This is a genomic window from Pseudomonas sp. NPDC089743 (assembly GCF_044748785.1).
Lineage (GTDB): Bacteria > Pseudomonadota > Gammaproteobacteria > Pseudomonadales > Pseudomonadaceae > Aquipseudomonas > Aquipseudomonas putida_X.
Map to the genome: position 1 here is coordinate 81,012 of NZ_JBIVGS010000005.1, position 19,285 is coordinate 100,296.

Genomic DNA, 19,285 nt, shown 5'->3' on the forward strand with positions numbered 1-19,285 from the left:
CGCGGTGCCAGTGCCAGCGGGTTATGCCGCTGGCACTGGCGCCGGTGCCGAAAAGCCGGGCGCCTGAATCAGGGCAGGGCGGTAAGTGGTTGTTATCTGTGAAAAAACTTTTGAATATTTTCAAAATTTAGTTTGACAGCCCTGCAATCCGAACTTAATATGCGCCCCGTCCACAGCGATGAACGAAACGAAGCGCCAGGCACCCAGCCGGTGATTCAGTTCAACGCGACATTGTGGGGCTATAGCTCAGCTGGGAGAGCGCCTGCATGGCATGCAGGAGGTCAGCGGTTCGATCCCGCTTAGCTCCACCAAATTCCGCTTAACAGCTCTGGCTGGTAAGCAAGACCGGGTCCAGCAACCGGGTCTTGAAGGTAAGAAGGTTCGTCCCCTTCGTCTAGTGGCCTAGGACACCGCCCTTTCACGGCGGTAACAGGGGTTCGAGTCCCCTAGGGGACGCCAGTTTTGCACAAGCGATGGTTCACTGTCGCTGGGCCGAGAGGCTAGAAATCCGGGGCTATAGCTCAGCTGGGAGAGCGCCTGCATGGCATGCAGGAGGTCAGCGGTTCGATCCCGCTTAGCTCCACCAATTTAGCCAGGGTTCGCATGTGCGGATCTTCGCGAAGGTTACGTCCCCTTCGTCTAGTGGCCTAGGACACCGCCCTTTCACGGCGGTAACAGGGGTTCGAGTCCCCTAGGGGACGCCACTTTACCCGCGTTTTGCGGGGCTTAAAGAGGCTCATTCGCCTATTGGATGAGCCTTTTGTTTTCGGGGCTATAGCTCAGCTGGGAGAGCGCCTGCATGGCATGCAGGAGGTCAGCGGTTCGATCCCGCTTAGCTCCACCAATTTAGCCAGGGTTCGCCGTTGCGGACCTTCGCGAAGGTTATGTCCCCTTCGTCTAGTGGCCTAGGACACCGCCCTTTCACGGCGGTAACAGGGGTTCGAGTCCCCTAGGGGACGCCATTTTTACCCGCGTTTTGCGGGACTTTAGAGGCTCATTCGATTATTGAATGGGCCTTTTGTTTTTCTCCCTCCTTGAAAATGTGTGCCGACAGGCGGTGGTCGATTCTGCTTGCCAAAAAATATTATGAGAATAATATTTCGATCATCATATTCTGATCGTGAGCCGGCCATGAGCGACAAGAAGACCAAGACCCGGGAGCGCATCCTCGAAGCTGCTCGAAGCGCGTTGATCCAGCACGGTCCCGCCGAGCCCAGCGTCAGCCAGGTCATGGGTGCTGCGGGGCTGACCGTAGGAGGCTTCTATGCGCACTTCGACAGCAAGGACGAGCTCATGCTGGAGGCATTCCGCCAATTGCTCAGCGAGCGCAGGGAGCTGCTGGCTCAGGTTGATCCGAGCCTGGACGGGGAAGGGCGGCGGGCACTGGTGAGTGCCTTCTACCTGTCGCGCAAGCACCGCGATGCCGAGGTGCATGCCTGTCCTCTGCCCAACTCGATCGGCGAGATGCAGCGCCTGCCAGACGTGTTTCGCGAGGTGCTGGCCGAGCACATCGAATTGATGACGGCCGCCATGGTTGACCGCCCTGAAGACGCCGACAAGGCGCTGGCTGATCTGGCGCTGATGATAGGTGGCCTGGCCCTGGCGCGCGCGCTGGGCACCGGTGAGCTGTCTGACCGCATCCTGCGTGCCGCCAAATCGGCGGTTATCTAAGTTTCCGACCCTGGAGCAAGGCGATGACTACCCTGAGCTGGATTCGCGGTGTGAATGGCACCCTGGGGCGTCTGGCCCCGGAGCATGTAGCCGGCAAGATGCACCGGGCCTTCATGACCCCGCGCAACCTGCCGCCAAGGCAGTGGGAGCTGCCATTGCTGGCGAGCGCTGAGCGTATCACCCTGCGCTTCGGGCTGTCGGCATTGCGTTGGGGGCAAGGCCCGACCGTGTTGCTGATGCACGGATGGGAAGGGCGTGCGACCCAGTTTGCCGCGTTGATCGAAGCCCTGGTAAAGGCCGGGCATACCGTGGTCTCTCTGGAGGGGCCGGCCCATGGCTGTTCGCCTGGGCAGCAAGCGCACGTGGTGCTGTTTGCCCGTGCGCTGCTGGAGGCTGCCGCGGAACTACCGCCGTTGCGTGCCGTGATCGGCCATTCCATGGGCGGTGCCAGTGTCTTGCTGGCCCTGCAGATGGGGCTTCGGGCCGAGGCTGCGGTGAGTATTGCAGCGCCGGCCCAGCTGCTGGGTGTGCTGCGCGGCTTCGCCCGCCACCTTGGCCTGCCGGCGCGCGCCAGGGCGGCGTTCATCCGCAAGGTCGAACAGGACGTCGGCATGCAGATCAACCGCCTGGATGTCAGCGGTTACCAGCTGGAGTTGCCAGGGCTGGTCGTGCATGCCGCCGATGATGCCCTGGTGCCCGCCAGTGAGGCCGAGGTCATCCACAAGGCCTGGTTCGACAGCCGCCTGCTGCGGCTGGAAGCGGGTGGCCACCAGCGCGTACTCGCCGACCCGCGCGTGAGCGAGGCGGTGCTCGAACTACTGTCGCGTGCCGGTGCGCCGGCCCGGCAAAGCGCTTGAACATCCGATACACTCTGCCCGTTCACTGACATTGGGAGCGGGCATGAGTTGGGACCTGGCAACGCCATTCATCATTGACCTGCGTGTCGGCGGCGAGGACATCGACGGCCTCGGGCACGCCAACAACGCGGTCTACGTCACCTGGCTGGAGCGTTGCGCCTGGCGCCACTCCCAGCGCCTGGGGCTGGACCTGCACGAGTACCGGCGCCTTGACCGGGCCATGGCGGTGGTGCGCCATGAAATCGACTACCTCGCTGCCGCCTACGAAGATGATGAGTTGCAACTGGCAACCTGGATCATCGATTGGGACCAGCGCCTGCGCATGACCCGGCGTTTCCAGCTCAAGCGCCCGCGTGACGGTGTGACCCTGCTGCGCGCGCAGACCACCTTCGCCTGTATCGAATTGTCCAGCGGCAAGCCCAGGCGCATGCCGGCGGAGTTCATCGACGGCTACGGTCCGGCGCTGACCGGCGCCTGAATCCCCGGCATTTTTGTTAGACTGCCGGCTTTTCCCGGCGAGACCTCGAAATGCAAATTGCCCTGGCCCCCATGGAGGGGCTGGTCGACAACATCCTGCGCGACGTCCTGACCCGAGTGGGCGGCATCGATTGGTGCGTCACCGAGTTCATCCGCGTGTGCGACCGCCTGCTGCCTGCGTCTTCATTCGACAAGCTTGCACCTGAGCTACGCCAGGGCGCGCGCACGGCCGCCGGCGTGCCCATGCGGGTGCAGTTGCTGGGCTCGGATCCCGTCTGCCTGGCCGAAAACGCGGCGTTGGCCTGTGAGCTGGGTGCGCCGGTCATCGACCTTAATTTCGGTTGCCCGGCCAAGACGGTGAACAAATCGCGCGGCGGCGCCGTGCTGCTCAAGGAGCCCGAACTGCTGCACGCCATCGTGCGGGAAGTGCGGCGCGCAGTGCCGGCGCACATCCCGGTCACCTCCAAGATGCGCCTTGGCTTTGACAGCCCGGACGGTGCCCTCGAGTGCGCCAGCGCCCTGGCCGAGGGCGGCTCGGCGCACCTGGTGGTGCATGCGCGTACCAAAGTCGAGGGTTATAAACCGCCCGCGCACTGGGAGTGGGTGGCGCGGGTGCAGGATGTGGTCAAGGTGCCGGTGTTCGCCAACGGTGAGATCTGGACCGTGGACGACTGGCGGCGTTGCCGCGAGGTGAGCGGGGCCGAGGACATCATGCTCGGCCGGGGCCTGGTGTCGCGGCCGGACCTGGCCTTGCAGATTGCGGCGGCGCGTGACGGGCGTGAGTACCAGCCGATGAGCTGGGAGGCGTTGTTGCCCTTGCTGCGCGAGTTCTGGCGCCAGGCCCAGGCCAAGTTGTCGCCGCGTTATGCGCCGGGGCGGATGAAGCAGTGGTTGGCGATGCTGACGCGCAGTTATCCCGAAGCGGTGCTGCTGTTTGCCGAGCTGCGCAGGGAAGATGATTGCCAGCGGATCACTCGGCTGCTGGGCGCTGAGGTGCAGGCATTCGACGCCTGTGTCGCGTGATCCGTGGTGCCGGGGGGCGGTAAAAATCACCGAAAAATTTTTTGTTTTTACCCCTTGAAAGCCATTTCCTGAGCCTTATTTATTCAGTACGCGATGCCGAAGTCGGGTCGCGTAGTGACTTTACTTGCTGAATCTCAGGAGTTTATGACCATGACTACCGCTTTCTCTCTTGCACCCCTGTTCCGCCATTCCGTTGGCTTCGACCGTTTCAACGACCTGTTCGAGTCTGCGGCACGTAACGAGGCGGGTAGCAGCTACCCTCCCTACAACGTTGAAAAACATGGCGATGACCACTATCGCATCGTCGTTGCCGCAGCCGGTTTCCAGGAACAGGACCTCGACCTTCAGGTCGAGAAAGGCGTCCTGACCGTGATCGGTGGCAAACGCGATAACAGCGCTGATGAAGTGACCTATCTGCACCAGGGCATCGCCCAGCGCGCATTCAAGCTGTCGTTCCGCCTGGCGGACCATATCGAGGTCAAATCAGCCGGCCTTGCCAATGGGCTGCTCAGCATTGACCTGCTGCGCCTCGTGCCGGAAGAAGCCAAGGCCAAGCGCATTCCGATCAATGGTGACAAACCAGCACTCAACTGAGGCTGGCGGCTGTATCAGGGCTGCTAAGCAGCCCATCGCCGGCAAGCCGGCCTCCACAGGATCGCGCCGTACCTGTGGGGGCCGGCTTTTTTGCGCTTGGCCGGCACCCCATCGCTTTTCCTCGTTTAGAAATCGGCGGGGGCTTCCAGCAGCATTTGCCGGAACTCCGGTAGCGGCAGCGGCCGGCTGTGCAGGTAACCCTGGTACAGGTGGCACCCCAGCCGTTCAAGAAACTCCAGTTGCTCGGTCAGTTCCACGCCTTCGGCGATCACCGCAAGGTCCAGGCTGCGCGCCATGGCGACGATGGCGCGGACTATCTCGGCGTCGTTGGCGTCCAATGGAGCGTCGCGCACGAAGGTCTGGTCGATCTTCAGTGCGTCCACCGGCAAGCGCTTGAGGTACGTCAGCGAGGAGTAGCCCGTGCCGAAATCGTCCATGGCGAAGCTCACCCCATGGCGTTTGAGCTCGCGCATCTTGCTGATGGTGTCTTCCAGGTTCTGGATCACGATGCCTTCGGTGATCTCAAGCTTGAGCATGTGCCGTGGCAGGCGGTAGTCGTCCAGGCTGCGCAGCACCCGTTCGACGAAGTCGTTCTGGCGGAACTGCCTGGGGCTGATGTTCACGCACAGGCTGAAATCATCGGCATCGATCAACCCGTCTGCCAGCATCCGCGAGCAAGCGTCGCAGGCTTCGTCGAGTATCCAGCTGCCCACTTCCAGGATCAGGCCGCTTTCCTCCAGCACCTGGATGAACTGAGCCGGCGGTTGCTGGCCCAGTTGCGGGTGGTGCCAGCGCAACAGTACCTCGGCCCCGACGATACGGTTGTCGCGGGCGTCCACCTGGGGCTGAAAGTGCAAGGCCAGTTCACCGCGTGCCAGTGCCAGGCGCAGGTCGCTTTCCATGCGCAGGCGCTCGCTGGCCGCCTTTTGCATGGTGGTATGGAACAACTGGGTCGTGTTGCGCCCTGAGTCCTTGGCACGGTAAAGGGCGATGTCGGCGCGTTTGAGCAGGTCGGCAGGGGTGGTGCCGTGGTCCGGGATCAAGGCCACGCCGATGCTCGGTGTTACCTGCAGGCGCTGGCCATCCAGCGACATGGGTTCGGCCAGCAGTTCGCGCAGGGTATCGGCCAGCTCGCGAACTTTGTTCTCCACGGCCTCGCGGCTGCCTTCCAGCCCACTGAGCAATACCACGAATTCGTCGCCACCCAGGCGTGCCACCGTATCTTCCAGGCGCACACTGGCTTCCAGCCGGGCGGTGATGATCTTCAGCACCGTGTCGCCGACCGGGTGGCCGAGGGAGTCGTTGATGTGCTTGAAATGGTCGAGGTCGAGAAACAGCAAGGCGCCGCGCAGGTTGTGCCGGCGCAGCAGGGCGATCTGCTGGCTCAGGCGGTCCATCAGCAAGGCGCGGTTGGGCAGGTTGGTCAGCGGGTCGTGGTAGGCCAGGTGGCGGATCTGCGCCTGGGCATTCTTCAGCTGGCTGACATCGCGGGCGGTGAGTAGCAGGCAATCGGTCTCGTTGAGGCTGATCGGTTCCACCGAGACCTCTACGGTGAGGATGTCGCCACGCTTGGTGCGCCCGAGCATCTCCCGGTGGTGCACCCGGCCACGCTCCTTCAGCTCAATCAGCAAAGCGCTACGCTGCTTGTCGTCGGCCCAGATACCCAGCTCGTAGACGCTGCGGCCGATCACTTCGGCGGTGCTGTAGCCCGTGAGCCGGCAGAACCCATCGTTGACCTCCACATAGCGGCCGCTGTGGCGCTCGGTGATGGTGATGGCGTCCGGGCTGGAATGAAACGCCTTGGCGAACTTCTCTTCGCTGGACTTGAGCGCTGCTTCGGCCCGTTGCTGTTGGGTGATGTCGCGCAGGGTGGTGACACTGCAGGGCTGGTTGTCGACGCTGATCAGCCGGCTGGAAATCACACAGGTCAGGGGTGAGCCGTTGCGGTGGTTGACCACCACGGCCACGTTGCTCAGGGCCTGTTCGCGGATGACCCGTTCGATGCGTTGCGCGCGTTCGATCGACTCGGCCCAGAGGCCGATCTGTTCAGCGGTACGGCCGATCACCTGCTCGCTGCCCCAGCCAAAGGTCTGGGTGAAGGCCGGGTTGATCTCGATGAACTGGCCGGTGTCCTGGCGGGTTACGCAGATCGGGTCGGGACTGACCTGGAACAGGCTGGCGAATTTCTCTTCCGAGGCGCTCAGGCGCAGTTCGCGCTCGACCTGCTCGGTGATGTCCAGCAGGGTGCCAGCCATGCGCAACGGGTTACCGTGCTCGTCGCGGTACAGCCGTGCCCGGCTTTCGATGTAGCGTGAAGCGCCGTCTTCCAGTTGCACACGGTAGGTGATCTGGTAGTTGCCCGCGGGGCCTTCGCGCAGGCTGCGGTAAGCCTGGCGCATGCCATCGCGCTCGTCCTGGGGCACGCCTTCGAAAAACGCGTCGAACGATTCGTGAAAAGGTATCGGGTCCAGCCCGTGCAATTGCGCGGCGCGGGCCGAGCCATAGAGCATGCCGCTGGGAATGTGCCAGTCCCAGGTGCCCAGTTGCGCCGAGTCCAGGGCCAGGTCAAGGCGTTCCTGGCTATCCTTGAGCGCTTGCTCGGCGCGTTTGCGCTCGGACGTGTCGACGAAGGTGCTGAGCAGGAACGTCACCCCTTCCAGCTCGATGCCCTGGGTGCACAGAATGCCGTCGTGAATCTTGCCGCTGCTGGCGCGCAACTGCACCTCCATGATGGCCGGGCTGCCGCTGGCACGGGTCGCCTCCAGCACCTGGTGACGCTGCTCCGGGTTCACCCAGATGCCGAGCTCCAGGCTGGTCTTGCCGATCACCTGGTCACCGGGCCAGCCGAACATGTCCTCGAAATGCTGATTGACTTCGAAAATCATGCCGTCGTGGCGGCGGGTGAGAAGAATCGCGTTGGGGCTCAGGTGAAACAGGGTGGCAAAACGCTTCTCCGAGTTGATCAGGGCGGTTTCCCGCTCGCGCTGGCGGGTTATCTCGCGGATCACCCCGATCATCTGGGGCCGGCCTTGGGGGTCGTGGGTCAGGCTGCCGTTGATTTCCAGCCAATGCAGGCTCCCGTCCGGCCAGCGGATGCGATGGCGCATGGCTTTCTCGGCCGGCTCACCGTTGACCACTGCCTGGAACAGTTGACGCGTGCGGGCGCGATCTTCTTCCGGCAGCAGGTCGAGGTAATCGATATCGTTGGGCAGAGGGCGCTGCGGATCGAAGCCAAACAGTGCCTGGGTGCCGCGCGACCAGCTCACCCGGCCACTGTCGATGTCCCACAGCCAGGCGCCCAGGCGTGCACCATTGAGCGCAGCCAGCAGTTGCGGTGCGTTCTGCCAGGCCTGCTCCGACTCCCTGGGATTGGCCGCAGGGATGCGCGGCAGGCGCGGAAAGCGGTTTGCTGATTTGGGCATGGGTACCAGACCTTTGGCGTTTGAGGCGTCCCTGGGTTGGAAGTGCAGGCCTGACGACCGGTCAGGCGGGCCCTGCGTGGCTGTCGAGCAAGGCCATGAAGGCCCTGGCGGCGTTCGATAGCGTTCGCTCGGTATGCAATATGTAGCCTAGCTGGCGTGACAGCTGTATGCCGGGTAATGCGATGGGTGCAACCTGATCATCGAGCATGGTGCGCGGTAGCACGCTCCAGGCCAGGCCGATCGAGACCATCATCTTGATGGTTTCCAGGTAGTTGGTGCTCATGGCGATGTTCGGGGCCAGCCCCTGGCTTTCGAACAGGCGCTGGACGATGTGGTGGGTGAAGGTATTGCCGCCTGGGAATACCGCCGGGTGGCGGGCGACGTCCGCCAGGCTGACCTGGGTATTGCTGGCCAGCGGGTGCTCGGGGGCAGCGACGAAGTCCAGGGCGTCGTCCCAGACGGGGATGGCCTTGATCAGGTGATGGGGCTCGGGTGCCAGGGTGATGACCGCTATCTCGGCGCGGCCGTGCAGCACCTCGTCGTAGGCCGCTTCCGAATCGAGGAACTGAATATCCAACGCCACGGCCGGGTGCTGGCGAGTGAATGCCCGTAATAGCGGGGGCAGGCGGTGCAGGCCAATGTGATGGCTGGTGGCGAGGGTCAGGCGACCACTCACCTGCCCGGTCAGGTTGGTCAGCGCACGTCGGGTATCATCGAGGACGTTGAGGATCTGATAGGCGCGCGGCAGCAGGGCGCGGCCAGCTTCGGTCAAGGTCACCTCACGGCCCAGGCGATCGAACAGGCGCACGTCCAGCTGTTGCTCCAGCCCGGCAATGCGCTTGCTCACGGCCGGTTGGGTCAGATGCAGGCGCTCGCCGGCCCCGGAGAAGCTGCCGGTCTCGGCAATGGCAATGAAGGCGCTCAGGTTGGCCAGGTCCATTGTTCGAATTCCTGATGGTTATGCAAAGCATGAAAATTATGAATTTGAGTTATTCAATGTATCGCCATAGCATCGTCCGTACAAGCCAAGGGGTCTTTGGCATAGAAAGACGCTGATGAGGAACAGTCTGATGGCTGGCAAAACGCTCTACGACAAACTCTGGGAAGCCCATGAGGTCAAGCGCCGTGATGACGGCTCGTCCTTGATCTACATCGACCGCCATATCATCCACGAAGTGACCTCGCCCCAGGCCTTTGAGGGCCTGCGCCTGGCCAACCGCAAGCCGTGGCGCATCGATGCAAACATCGCTACCCCTGACCACAACGTGCCGACTACCCCGGAACGCAAGGGCGGGATCGAGGCCATCGTCGACCAGGTGTCGCGCCTGCAGGTGCAGACCCTCGATGAGAACTGTGACGAATACGGCATCGTCGAATTCAAGATGAATGACGTTCGCCAGGGCATCGTCCACGTCATCAGCCCCGAGCAGGGCGCCACCTTGCCTGGCATGACCGTGGTCTGCGGCGACTCGCACACCTCCACCCACGGCGCCTTCGGTGCCTTGGCCCATGGTATCGGCACCTCCGAGGTCGAGCACGTGCTCGCCACCCAGTGCCTGGTCGCCAAAAAAATGAAGAACATGCTGGTGCGCGTCGAGGGCACATTGCCTGTCGGCGTCACGGCCAAGGACATCGTGCTTGCCGTGATCGGCAAGATCGGCACCGCTGGTGGCAACGGCCACGCCATGGAATTCGCTGGCAGCGCCATCCGCGCCCTGTCCATGGAAGGCCGCATGACCATCTGCAACATGTCGATCGAGGCCGGTGCGCGGGTTGGCCTGGTTGCCACCGATGCCACCACCATTGCCTACGTCAAAGGCCGCCCCTATGCGCCTGAAGGCGAGCAGTGGGAGCGTGCAGTCGAGGCGTGGAAAGACCTGGTATCCGATGACGATGCGGTGTTCGACACCGTGGTCGAGCTCGATGCGGCGCAAATCAAGCCGCAGGTCAGCTGGGGCACCTCGCCCGAGATGGTCCTGGCCGTCGACCAGCGTGTGCCGGACCCTGCCGCCGAAACCGACCTGGTCAAGCGTGGCTCGATCGAGCGCGCCCTGAAGTACATGGGCCTGAGCGCCAACCAGGCGATCACCGATATCCAGCTGGACCGCGTATTCATAGGCTCGTGCACCAACTCGCGGATCGAAGACCTGCGCGCCGCGGCTGAAATCGCCAAAGGCCGCAAGGTGGCTGCCACTGTCAAGCAAGCCATCGTCGTGCCGGGTTCGGGCCTGGTCAAGGCCCAGGCCGAGCGTGAAGGCCTGGACAAGATCTTCCTCGAGGCCGGTTTCGAGTGGCGTGAGCCAGGCTGCTCGATGTGCCTGGCCATGAACCCGGACCGCCTGGAAAGCGGCGAGCACTGCGCGTCCACGTCCAACCGCAACTTCGAAGGGCGTCAGGGCGCAGGTGGCCGTACTCACCTGGTCAGCCCGGCCATGGCTGCCGCTGCGGCGGTGACTGGTCACTTCATCGATGTTCGCGAGTTGATCCAAGGGAGCGCAGCATGAAAGCCTTTACCCAGCACACCGGTCTCGTCGCGCCGTTGGACCGTGCCAACGTCGACACCGATCAGATCATTCCCAAGCAGTTCCTCAAGTCGATCAAGCGTACCGGCTTTGGCCCCAACCTGTTCGATGAGTGGCGTTACCTGGACGTTGGCCAGCCTTACCAGGACAACAGCAAGCGCCCGGTAAACAAAGAGTTCGTGCTCAATCACGAACGCTACCAGGGCGCCAGCGTGTTGCTGGCACGGGAGAACTTCGGCTGCGGGTCGAGCCGCGAGCACGCGCCTTGGGCGCTGGACGAATACGGCTTCCGTAGCGTGATCGCGCCGAGCTTCGCCGACATCTTCTTCAACAACAGCTTCAAGAACGGCCTGTTGCCGATCATTCTGAGCGATGAGGAAGTCGATGAGCTGTTCAAGCAGGTCGAAGCCAACCCCGGCTACCAGCTGACCATCGATCTGCAGGCACAGGCGGTGACCCGCCCGGACGGCAAGGTGCTGCACTTCGAGATCGACGCGTTCCGCAAGCACTGCCTGCTCAACGGTCTGGACGATATCGGCCTGACCTTGCAGGACGGCGAGGCGATCAAGGCCTTCGAGGGCAAACACCGCGCCGCACAGCCTTGGCTGTTCCGTGATGCCTGAATGATGTAACCGGGTTTGCTGGCCTCAGCGCCGGCAAGCCGGCTGCCACACGTACTGCACAGGTGTTGACGCTTGTGGGGGCTGTGTGGGGCCGGCTTGCCGGCGATAGCGGCCGTAGAAACAACCCAAAATCAAAAGGAACGCGCCCATGACCAGCACCACCCACACCGATGTGGTCCAACGCCAGTTTGGCGAACAGGCCAGTGCCTATTTGAGCAGCGCCGTGCATGCCCAGGGCAGTGAATTTGCCCTGCTGCAAGCCGAGCTGGCCGGGCAGGGTGCGGCCCGCGTGCTGGACCTGGGCTGTGGTGCCGGCCATGTCAGCTTCCACATCGCGCCTCTGGTGGCAGAGGTGGTCGCCTACGACCTGTCGCAGTCGATGCTCGACGTGGTTGCCAGTGCCGCTGCCGAGCGCGGCCTGGGCAATATCAGCACCCAGTGCGGTGTCGCCGAACGCCTGCCGTTCGCCGATGCCGCGTTCGATTACGTCTTCAGCCGCTATTCGGCGCACCACTGGAGCGACGTGGGCGTGGCCCTGCGTGAAGTGCGCCGCGTGCTGAAGCCGGGCGGGGTGGCGGCGTTCATCGACGTGATGTCGCCGGGCAGCCCGTTGCTCGATACCTATTTGCAAACGGTTGAAGTGCTGCGCGACACCAGCCACGTACGCGATTATTCTGCCGCCGAGTGGCAGCGCCAGGTCAGCGAAGCCGGCCTGCATACCCGCAGCCACACGCGCCAGCGCCTGCGCCTGGAATGGAGCTCGTGGGTTGAGCGCATGCGCACACCCGAACCGCTGCGCGTGGCCATACGCCAGTTGCAGCAAGCCATGGGCGAGGAAGTGCGGCAGTATTACCAGATTGAAGCCGATGGCTCGTTCAGCACCGATGTCATCGTGTTGTGGGCCGAGCGCTGAGTTTTTTACGGTGCGGCCGGGCTGGCCGCGCCGCTTGAATGGATAGAGGAAAGCATGAGCAAGCAGATTCTGATTCTCCCAGGTGATGGTATCGGTCCGGAAATCATGGCCGAGGCGGTCAAGGTGCTGGAGCTGGCCAACGACAAGTTCCAGCTTGGCTTGAGCCTTGCGCATGACGTGATCGGCGGTGCTGCCATCGACCAACATGGCGTGCCGCTGGCCGACTCGACCCTGGAGCGTGCGCGCCAGGCCGATGCCGTGCTGTTGGGTGCGGTGGGCGGGCCGAAGTGGGACAAGATCGAGCGTGACATCCGCCCTGAGCGCGGCCTGCTGAAAATCCGCTCGCAGCTGGGCCTGTTCGCCAACCTGCGCCCGGCCATCCTCTACCCGCAACTGGCTGATGCCTCGTCGCTCAAGCCGGAAATCGTTTCGGGTCTGGACATCCTGATCGTCCGTGAGCTGACTGGCGGCATCTACTTCGGTGCCCCGCGTGGGCAGCGTGAGCTCGAAGGCGGCGAACGGCAGGCCTATGACACCCTCCCGTACAGCGAGAGCGAAGTGCGCCGTATCGCCCGCGTCGGCTTCGACATGGCCCGCGTGCGTGGCAAGAAGCTGTGCTCGGTGGACAAGGCCAACGTCCTGGCCTCCAGCCAGCTGTGGCGTGAAGTGGTCGAGGACGTTGCCAAGGACTACCCGGACGTTGAACTGAGCCACATGTATGTCGACAACGCCGCCATGCAGCTGGTGCGCGCGCCCAAGCAGTTCGACGTGATGGTGACCGACAACATGTTCGGTGACATCCTGTCGGATGAAGCTTCCATGCTGACCGGTTCGATCGGCATGCTGCCTTCGGCGTCGCTCGATGCCAACAACAAGGGCATGTACGAGCCTTGCCACGGCTCGGCGCCGGACATCGCCGGCCAGGGCATTGCCAACCCGCTGGCGACCATCCTGTCGGTGTCGATGATGCTGCGTTACAGCTTCAACCAGCAGGCCGCAGCCGAGGCCATCGAGCAGGCGGTAAGCCAGGTTCTGGACCAGGGCCTGCGTACCGGCGACATCTGGTCGGCCGGTTGCAGCAAGGTAGGTACGCAGGAAATGGGCGACGCAGTAGTCGCAGCGCTGCGGAATCTGTAATCTCTCTGGCCCGCCACCGTTTTTGGTCGGTGGCGGCCCACTTTTAGCAAAGGTGTAGTTGCGATGAAACGTGTAGGTCTGATCGGTTGGCGCGGTATGGTCGGTTCCGTGCTCATGCAGCGGATGCTGGAGGAGCAGGATTTCGACCTTATCGAGCCGGTGTTCTTCACTACCTCCAATGTCGGTGGCCAGGGCCCGAGCGTGGGCAAGGATATTGCTCCGCTCAAGGACGCTTATTCGATTGAAGAACTCAAGACCCTCGACGTGATCCTGACCTGTCAGGGCGGCGACTACACCAACGAGGTGTTCCCAAAGCTGCGTGAAGCTGGCTGGCAGGGTTACTGGATCGATGCTGCCTCGTCGCTGCGCATGCAGGACGACGCCGTCATCGTGCTCGATCCGGTCAACCGCAAGGTGATCGACCAGCAGCTCGATGCCGGCACCAAGAACTACATCGGCGGCAACTGCACCGTCAGCCTGATGCTGATGGGCCTTGGCGGCCTGTTCGAAGCGGGCCTGGTCGAGTGGATGAGCGCCATGACCTACCAGGCGGCGTCCGGTGCCGGTGCGCAGAACATGCGCGAGCTGATCAAGCAGATGGGCGCTACCCACGCGGCGGTGGCCGATGACCTGGCCAACCCGGCCAGCGCCATCCTCGACATCGACCGCAAGGTGGCCGAGGCCATGCGCAGCGACGCCTACCCGGCCGAAAACTTCGGCGTGCCCCTGGCCGGCAGCCTGATCCCATGGATCGACAAAGAGCTGCCCAACGGCCAGAGCCGTGAAGAGTGGAAGGCCCAGGCCGAGACCAACAAGATCCTCGGCCGCTTCAAGAGCCCGATCCCGGTCGATGGCATCTGCGTGCGCATCGGCGCCATGCGCTGCCACAGCCAGGCGCTGACCATCAAGCTGAACAAGGACGTGCCACTGGCCGATATCGAAGGCATGATCAGCCAGCACAACCCATGGGTGAAGCTGGTGCCGAACCAGCGCGAGATCAGCATGCAGGAACTGACCCCGACCAACGTCACCGGTACCCTCAACATTCCGGTGGGCCGTTTGCGCAAGCTGAACATGGGCTCGCAGTACCTGGGCGCGTTCACCGTCGGCGATCAGCTGCTGTGGGGCGCTGCCGAGCCGCTGCGCCGCATGCTGCGGATTCTGCTGGAGCGTTGATCGTTCTGCGTTGCACCGAAAACCCGCCCTGGTGACAGCGCGGGTTTTTTTGTGCCTGCGCCGGCCCCGGTAGGGCCAGCACAGACAAAACGTTACAATCCGAGTAAAGTGCCGCCCCCCGCCGTTACAGCAAAAGGATCCTCTCCATGACCCAACCCCTGGACATCGCCGTCGTCGGCGCCACCGGTAGCGTCGGTGAAACCTTGGTACAGATTCTCGAAGAACTGCACTTCCCGGTCGGCACGCTGCACCTGCTGGCCAGCATGGAATCGGCGGGCAGCAGCGTGATGTTCGCCGGCAAGAAGATCAAGGTGCGTGAAGTCGACAGTTTCGATTTCACCCAGGTCAAACTGGCCTTCTTCGCCGCCAGCCCGGCCGTCAGCCGTAGCTTTGCCCGCAAGGCCCATGCGGCCGGCTGCACGGTCATCGACCTGTCTGGCGGCCTGGATGACGCCCTTGCGGTCGTGCCTGAAGCAAACGCCGAGTGCATCGCCGGCCTGGCGCTGCCGGCGTGCATCGCCAGCCCGAGTGCCGCAGCCGTTGCCTTGGCCGTCGCGCTGGCGCCACTCAAGGGGCTGCTGGACATCGAGCGCGTGCAGGTCATGGCGGCGCTGGCGGTGTCTGCCCAGGGCCGGGAGGCTGTCAATGAACTGGCCCGGCAGACCGCCGAGCTGCTCAACGCCCGCCCGCTGGAGCCGCGCTTCTTCGACCGCCAGGTAGCGTTCAACGTGCTGGCCCAGGTCGGTGCGGCAGACGAGCAGGGCCACACGGCACTCGAGCGCCGGCTGGTCGATGAGCTGCCGGTGTTGCTGGGGCAGCCTGAACTGAAGATTTCCGTGACCTGCGTTCAAGTCCCGGTGTTTTTTGGCGATAGCTTCAGTGTGGCGGTACAGAGCCGTAAACCTGTGGACCTGGTTGCAGTCAACGCTGCCCTGGAGGGTGCCGACAGTGTCGAGCTGGTCGAGCGAGATGATTATCCGACCCCGGTAGGGGACGCAGTAGGCCAAGACGTGGTCTATGTTGGTCGTGTACGCCATGGTGTTGAGCAAGACCAGCAGCTCAACCTGTGGCTGACCACCGACAACCTGCGCAAGGGCGCTGCGCTCAACGCCGTGCAGGTGGCGCAATTGTTGATTAAACACATAGCGTAAAAGATACTGGCGAGCACTTTTGTCCCGCACCGCACGCGGTTTCGGGACGATTCATACAAGGGATGAGGTCATGCTTCGAATTCGCAAACTGGTTCTGGCCATGGCGGCAGCGTCGGCGCTGTCATCTGGCATGGCGAATGCCTTGGGGTTGGGTGAACTGACGCTCAAATCGGCGCAGAACCAGCCGCTGGACGCCGAGATCGAATTGCTCGATGTGCGCGACCTCACCGCTGCCGAAGTGGCACCAAGCCTGGCGCCGCCGGAAGAGTTCAGCAAGGCCGGGGTGGAATACCCGGGCTACCTCGAGGACCTGACCTTCACCCCGGTGATCAACCCCAATGGCAAGAGCGTGCTGCGGGTTACCTCCAGCCAGCCGCTGCCGGGCTCGGTGGTCAAGTTTCTGGTCCAGGTGATGTGGCCCCAGGGCCGTCTGCTGCGTGACTACAGTGTGCTGCTCGACCAGGCCAAGGCCCAGGGCGAGCAGCCTGCCGCGGCCAATGTCACCCCGGCAACCAGCAGCGCCGGCAGCTACACCACCAAGCGCCGCGATACCCTTTGGCAGATTGCTGCACGCAATACCCAGAACGGTGGGTCGGTGCAGCAGACCATGATCGCCATTCAGGCGCTGAACCCGGATGCCTTCATCGGCAACAACATCAACCAGTTGAAAGTTGGCCAGGTATTGCGCCTGCCCGATCAGCAGCAGATCCAGAGCATCCCACAGGCCGAAGCCAATCGCGAAGTGGCCGAACAGTATGCTGCATGGCGTGAGGGCCGGCGCCTTGGCCCGCGCGCCCGGCAGCTTGACGCCACCCGCCGCGGCGCTGCCGATGCGGCGCCCGAGCGTATCGCCCAGGGTGACAACCTGCGCCTGGTCAGCCCTGGCAACCAGCCTGACGCTGGCGATGCCAAGGCGCTCAACGACAAGCTGGCCGTGGCCCAGGAGAGCCTGGACACCAGCCGTCGTGACAACGAAGAACTCAAAAGCCGGATGAGCGACCTGCAGAGCCAGTTGGACAAGCTGCAGCGCCTGATTCAGCTCAAGAATGACCAGCTCGCTCGCCTGGAAGCACAGGGTGCCGCCGGGCAGCCCGCACCTGCCGCCACCTTGCCGGGTGAGTCGGCCCCGCTGCAGCCTGCCGACAATGCCCAGGTACCGCCTGCCGAGCCCGTCGTGGCACCGGCGCCGGCCGCCGTCGATACCGCGCCTGGCGCTGCCACGGCGGGCGAGGATGCCCCTGCCGGCCAGCAGCCGGGCGCGCTGGATGGCATCCTGGGGAACCCGCTGCTACTGGCCCTGATCGCAGGCTCCGCATTCCTCGTGCTGTTGCTGCTGCTGTTGCTGCTGGCGCGTCGACGTAAAGCCCAGCAGGAGGCCGAAAAGCACCTGCGTATGGCGCGGGCGCTGGCTGAGGAAGGCGAGCGTAATCCCGACCTCGACCTGCCTGCGAGCAGCTTCGATGAGCTGCAGGTGTCGGCGCCCGCCGTAACCCTGTCGCCGGCGGTGGTGGCGGCCTCGGCTGCTGCAGCCGTTGCCGCGGAAAAACCGGTTGCCCCGGCACCCGTTGCCGCGCCATTACCGGAGCAGGACCCGAACGCCGAGCTGTTGGCCGAGGTCGAGCAGAGCCTGGCCCGCGGTCGTCTGAACCATGCGGCCGACCTGTTGGAAACAGCCGTCGCTGCGCAACCGGAGCATGATGGCCTGCGGTTGAAGCTGATGGAGGTTTATGCGCGCCAGGGTGACCACAGCGCATTCGTGGAGCAGGAGCGCAAGCTGCCGGCCAGCGAAGAGAATATCGCGCAGGTCAGTCAGCTCAAGGAGCACTACCCAGCCATGCTCGGCCTTGCCGCGGCAGGGGTGGGGGCTGCGGCGCTGGCTGCCGAGCTCGATGAGCAGTACGTGCAGGAGCTGTTGCAGGACCAGCCGCAATCGCCGGCAGCGGTCGATGCCGAGCCTGAAGCTGAACCGCAAACCGAGGCCGGCGCTCAAGCGCCTGCCCTCGATGACAACGGCCCGGACAGTGCCTTCGACCTTGAGCTGAGTGACGATCTGCCCCTGAGCGACCTTGAACCGCCAATGCTCGATGAAGCTGCGTTGACGGATGTGCAGGCAAATGATGAGCCGCCCGCCGTCGCTGACCCTGCTGCACAGGAAGCCGACGCCGACGCCGATTTCGAAGCCTTGCTGGCGCAGGCTCAGGCTGAACCGCAGAGCGTCGATGACCTGGCGGACTTCGACCTGGACGTGGGTGAGCCGAGCGTTGCCGAGCCGGTTGAGGAAGAGCCGGTCGACGTCGCTGCCGAATTGGCCGCTTTCGATTCCATCCCGGAGTTCGACCCGATTTCCGAGCTGGAGCTGCCAGAAGACTTCGATCTGTCGCTGTCGCTGGATGACCAGTCGCCGGCCGCCAAGAGCTTCGCTTCCGAGCTGAGCGACGTCAACGCCGAACTGGACAAGCTGTCGCAGAACCTCGAGTCGCCGTCGCTGGAACCGCACTTCACCGCTGAGGACGCTGCCCAGGAGCCGGAACCCCTGGACGATCTGGACTTCGATTTCTTCTCCGGCAGCGACGAAGTGGCTACCAAGCTCGACCTGGCGCGTGCCTATATCGATATGGGCGACCATCAGGGGGCGCGCGACATCCTCGATGAAGTGGTCAAGGATGGCGACGATACACAGCGCCTGGAAGCCGAAGACATGCTGTCCCGGCTGGTCTGAAGGCCTCACCCGCAGCTTGAAGCCAACGGCAGCCCAACAAGGCTGCCGTTGTCGTTATAATCCCCGGCACTTCGTATTGCCCCACAGGTTTCACGCTCTTGGACATCATCGACACCGCTGCCACCGAATCGGCCGCCGAAGGCTTCACCCGCATTGCCCTGGGGGTGGAATACAAGGGTTCGCGCTACCGCGGCTGGCAACGCCAGGCCAGCGGTGTGCCCAGTGTTCAGCAGGCGCTGGAGCAGGCGCTGTCGAACGTGGCGAACGAGCCCATCACGGTGGTCTGCGCCGGGCGTACCGACGCCGGTGTGCATGGTTGTGGGCAGATCGTGCATTTCGATACCCGCGCCAATCGTGACGAACGCGCCTGGACCCTGGGCACCAACTTCAACCTGCCCCACGACATCAGTGTGGTGTGGTCGCGGCCGATGCCTGCGGATTTCCATGCGCGCTTCAAGGCCACCGCCCGGCGCTACCGTTATGTCATCTACAACGACCCGATCCGCCCGGCACACCTGGCCGAGGAAGTGACGTGGAATCACCGCCCGCTCGATGTGGAGCGCATGGCCGATGCTGCGCAGTTCCTGCTGGGTACTCACGACTTCAGTGCCTTTCGCGCCAGCCAGTGCCAGGCCAAGTCGCCGATCAAGCATATCCATCACCTGCGGGTCACCCGTCATGGGCAGATGATCGTGCTGGATGTGCGGGCCACTGCGTTCCTGCACCACATGGTGCGCAATATCGCCGGTGTGCTGATGACCATCGGTGCAGGCGAGCGCCCTGCGGGCTGGGCTCGGGAAGTGCTGGAAGGGCGCAACCGGCGCGAAGGCGGGGTAACGGCCCATCCCTACGGCCTGTACCTGGTTCAGGTGGAGTATCCGGAGGAATTCCAGCTGCCACAGCGTTACATCGGCCCACACTTTCTGACCGGCTACGAGGCGTTGTCCGACTGACGGCCGAAAACGCTTTTGCTACCATCGGGCCTTTCAGTGGTTTCTCA

At 63.5% G+C, this 19,285-nt stretch carries 15 protein-coding genes and 6 tRNA genes; 19 read left to right on the forward strand and 2 right to left on the reverse strand.

The window, feature by feature from the left end; genetic code table 11:
* Positions 1-235: 235 nt before the first annotated feature.
* The 11 genes from ACIPZC_RS11330 to ACIPZC_RS11380 all read left to right on the forward strand — a co-directional run bounded on the left by ACIPZC_RS11330 (position 236) and on the right by ACIPZC_RS11380 (position 4,622).
* Positions 236-311: transfer RNA gene (locus ACIPZC_RS11330), tRNA-Ala, on the forward strand.
* A 72-nt stretch (positions 312-383) separates the two neighbouring features.
* A tRNA-Glu gene (locus tag ACIPZC_RS11335) sits at positions 384-459 on the forward strand.
* A gap of 51 nt (positions 460-510) precedes the next feature.
* A tRNA-Ala gene (locus ACIPZC_RS11340) sits at positions 511-586 on the forward strand.
* 42 nt (positions 587-628) lie between these two features.
* Positions 629-704: transfer RNA gene (locus ACIPZC_RS11345), tRNA-Glu, on the forward strand.
* 64 nt (positions 705-768) lie between these two features.
* Positions 769-844: transfer RNA gene (locus ACIPZC_RS11350), tRNA-Ala, on the forward strand.
* 42 nt (positions 845-886) lie between these two features.
* Positions 887-962, forward strand: a tRNA-Glu gene (locus tag ACIPZC_RS11355).
* A 169-nt stretch (positions 963-1,131) separates the two neighbouring features.
* Entirely contained in the window at positions 1,132-1,671 is a 540-nt protein-coding gene (locus ACIPZC_RS11360; RefSeq protein WP_267822104.1) for a TetR/AcrR family transcriptional regulator, read from the forward strand.
* 23 nt (positions 1,672-1,694) lie between these two features.
* A complete protein-coding gene (locus ACIPZC_RS11365) occupies positions 1,695-2,528 on the forward strand; it encodes an alpha/beta fold hydrolase (RefSeq protein WP_400626959.1) in 834 nt (277 codons plus the stop codon).
* Between the two features lie 43 nt (positions 2,529-2,571).
* Entirely contained in the window at positions 2,572-3,006 is a 435-nt protein-coding gene (locus tag ACIPZC_RS11370) for an acyl-CoA thioesterase (RefSeq protein WP_400626961.1), read from the forward strand.
* A 50-nt stretch (positions 3,007-3,056) separates the two neighbouring features.
* Complete coding sequence (locus ACIPZC_RS11375) at positions 3,057-4,028, forward strand: tRNA dihydrouridine synthase (protein WP_400626963.1); 972 nt, start codon at positions 3,057-3,059, stop codon at positions 4,026-4,028.
* Between the two features lie 150 nt (positions 4,029-4,178).
* Positions 4,179-4,622, forward strand: coding sequence for an Hsp20 family protein (locus ACIPZC_RS11380; RefSeq protein ID WP_241803051.1), 444 nt, complete (start codon positions 4,179-4,181; stop codon positions 4,620-4,622).
* Positions 4,623-4,747: 125 nt separating this feature from the next.
* Here the strand turns inward: ACIPZC_RS11380 and ACIPZC_RS11385 are convergent, their stop codons facing one another.
* Complete coding sequence (locus tag ACIPZC_RS11385; RefSeq protein WP_400626965.1) at positions 4,748-8,044, reverse strand: PAS domain S-box protein; 3,297 nt, start codon at positions 8,042-8,044, stop codon at positions 4,748-4,750.
* Between the two features lie 61 nt (positions 8,045-8,105).
* Positions 8,106-8,984 carry a LysR family transcriptional regulator gene (locus ACIPZC_RS11390; protein WP_400626967.1) on the reverse strand — a complete coding sequence of 293 codons (879 nt, stop codon included), beginning with the start codon at positions 8,982-8,984 and terminating at the stop codon, positions 8,106-8,108.
* A gap of 130 nt (positions 8,985-9,114) precedes the next feature.
* On the opposite strand from ACIPZC_RS11390, the gene leuC reads away from it, so the two are divergent.
* The 8 genes from leuC to truA all read left to right on the forward strand — a co-directional run bounded on the left by leuC (position 9,115) and on the right by truA (position 19,238).
* Positions 9,115-10,548 (forward strand): 3-isopropylmalate dehydratase large subunit, encoded by a 1,434-nt coding sequence (gene leuC, locus ACIPZC_RS11395; RefSeq protein WP_400626969.1) that lies wholly within the window; start codon positions 9,115-9,117, stop codon positions 10,546-10,548.
* Positions 10,545-11,189, forward strand: coding sequence for a 3-isopropylmalate dehydratase small subunit (gene leuD / locus ACIPZC_RS11400; protein WP_241803055.1), 645 nt, complete (start codon positions 10,545-10,547; stop codon positions 11,187-11,189). Before leuC ends, leuD begins: the two co-directional genes overlap by 4 nt.
* Positions 11,190-11,337: 148 nt before the next feature.
* Positions 11,338-12,102 carry a class I SAM-dependent methyltransferase gene (locus ACIPZC_RS11405; RefSeq protein ID WP_400626971.1) on the forward strand — a complete coding sequence of 255 codons (765 nt, stop codon included), beginning with the start codon at positions 11,338-11,340 and terminating at the stop codon, positions 12,100-12,102.
* Between the two features lie 54 nt (positions 12,103-12,156).
* Entirely contained in the window at positions 12,157-13,239 is a 1,083-nt protein-coding gene (gene leuB, locus ACIPZC_RS11410; RefSeq protein WP_241803057.1) for a 3-isopropylmalate dehydrogenase, read from the forward strand.
* A gap of 63 nt (positions 13,240-13,302) precedes the next feature.
* Entirely contained in the window at positions 13,303-14,415 is a 1,113-nt protein-coding gene (gene asd, locus ACIPZC_RS11415) for an aspartate-semialdehyde dehydrogenase (RefSeq protein WP_241803058.1), read from the forward strand.
* 146 nt (positions 14,416-14,561) lie between these two features.
* Entirely contained in the window at positions 14,562-15,566 is a 1,005-nt protein-coding gene (locus tag ACIPZC_RS11420) for an aspartate-semialdehyde dehydrogenase (protein WP_400626974.1), read from the forward strand.
* Between the two features lie 70 nt (positions 15,567-15,636).
* Positions 15,637-18,285, forward strand: a complete 2,649-nt coding sequence (locus ACIPZC_RS11425) for a FimV/HubP family polar landmark protein (protein WP_400626976.1) — start codon at positions 15,637-15,639, stop codon at positions 18,283-18,285.
* 98 nt (positions 18,286-18,383) lie between these two features.
* On the forward strand, positions 18,384-19,238 hold the full coding sequence (truA, locus tag ACIPZC_RS11430) for a tRNA pseudouridine(38-40) synthase TruA (protein ID WP_400626978.1): 855 nt from the start codon (positions 18,384-18,386) through the stop codon (positions 19,236-19,238).
* Positions 19,239-19,285 lie beyond the last annotated feature (47 nt).